We start from the raw sequence: 1,286 nt of genomic DNA, 5'->3' as shown, positions 1-1,286 counted from the left end.
TTAGTCTGAACCCTGTTTTTGGGACTTCAGAAAAAACACCTATGCCGCAACCTGCTCCCGATATTTTATCGGGGGCAGGTTATTTAGTTTTATTTGAATTCGTTCATTGTTATAATAATAAATATATTCTTTCACAATCTCAATGATTTTGGAGTTGGTCGCTGCGTAATCTTGAGAGTAGAAGGCTTCTGTCTTCAAATGTGAGAAGAATGATTCAATTTGAACATTATCGTAGCACACTCCTTTTTGGGACATGCTTTGGATAATGTTCTTTTCTTTTACGTATGCCTGAAACTTGGGTGATGTATAGAGACCTCCTTGATCAGAATGTAGAATAACCTTGTTAATTTTCCTTTTCTCCAAAGCTTGATCTACTGTATCGTAGGCTAACTTTAAATTAGGAGAATCACTTATTACGGCGCTTATTACCTCGTTATTAAATCCATCAATAATAGCTGATAAATATAAATGGTTTTCTCCAAATGTTAGAGTCGATACATCTGTATACCACTTTTGGTTTGGAGCTTCAGCTTTAAACTTTCTTTTAATTAAATCTTCCATTTTTACACTTTCAGAAGGTTTATAGTGCACAAACTTTCTTCTTCGGATTTTCGCAAATAACCCAATTTCTCGCATTAATCTTCTAACTTTCTTACGATTAATTCTCAAACCGTGAACTGTCTTTAATTCACCTGTAACTCGTCGGTAACCATACCTTTTCTTATGTTTCTTGTATATCTTTTTTATCAATTTAATTAATTCCTGATCATCATTTGAAAGTTTTTGTCTTTTCCAACGGTAATAACTACTTTTTGGGATCTCAAGAAACTTTAACATTTCTCGAATTGGGTATTTTGTCTTTAGTTCCTCTAATACCTTTACAATACCTGTTTTCGTTAATTTTTTGAGATCCCTTTTAACTTTCCCAGTAATTCATTCTGCATCTCAAGATGCTTAATCCTCAATTTTAGTGCTTCTATTTCTGTAAGTTCTTCTATGCCTTTGTGGAAGGAATATTGTTTTCCGACAGGTTGTTCAAATCGGTGTGTTTCACCAGCTCGATACCACCTCATCCATGTCTTGATCTGGGAGACATTTTTTATTCCTAAAGTTTCCATAATCACACTATTTGCGTATCCATCTTCTTTCATTTTTACAGCTTTCCATTTTATCTCTGGATCATAATGAACTCTTGTCCCCATAAAAAAACACCCCTTATGTAATATAGTTTACTATACGACATAAAAGGTGTTTTTTCTCGTGTCCCACATAAAGGGTTCACTATA

At 33.9% G+C, this 1,286-nt stretch carries 1 protein-coding gene; it reads right to left on the bottom strand.

Annotated elements, in window-relative coordinates:
* Positions 1 to 39: 39 nt before the first annotated feature.
* A protein-coding gene (locus ACFVRR_RS24285; protein ID WP_387333335.1) for an IS3 family transposase occupies positions 40 to 1,202 on the bottom strand; the annotation gives its coding sequence in 2 pieces (ribosomal slippage) (positions 40 to 911 and positions 911 to 1,202; 1,164 coding nt in all).
* Between the last annotated feature and the right edge of the window lie 84 nt (positions 1,203 to 1,286).

Source organism: Gottfriedia sp. NPDC057948 (assembly GCF_042887255.1).
GTDB lineage: Bacteria > Bacillota > Bacilli > Bacillales > Bacillaceae_G > Gottfriedia.
The sequence above is the reverse complement of the archived record's forward strand: the minus strand, read 5'-3'. Positions and strand labels throughout refer to the sequence as shown.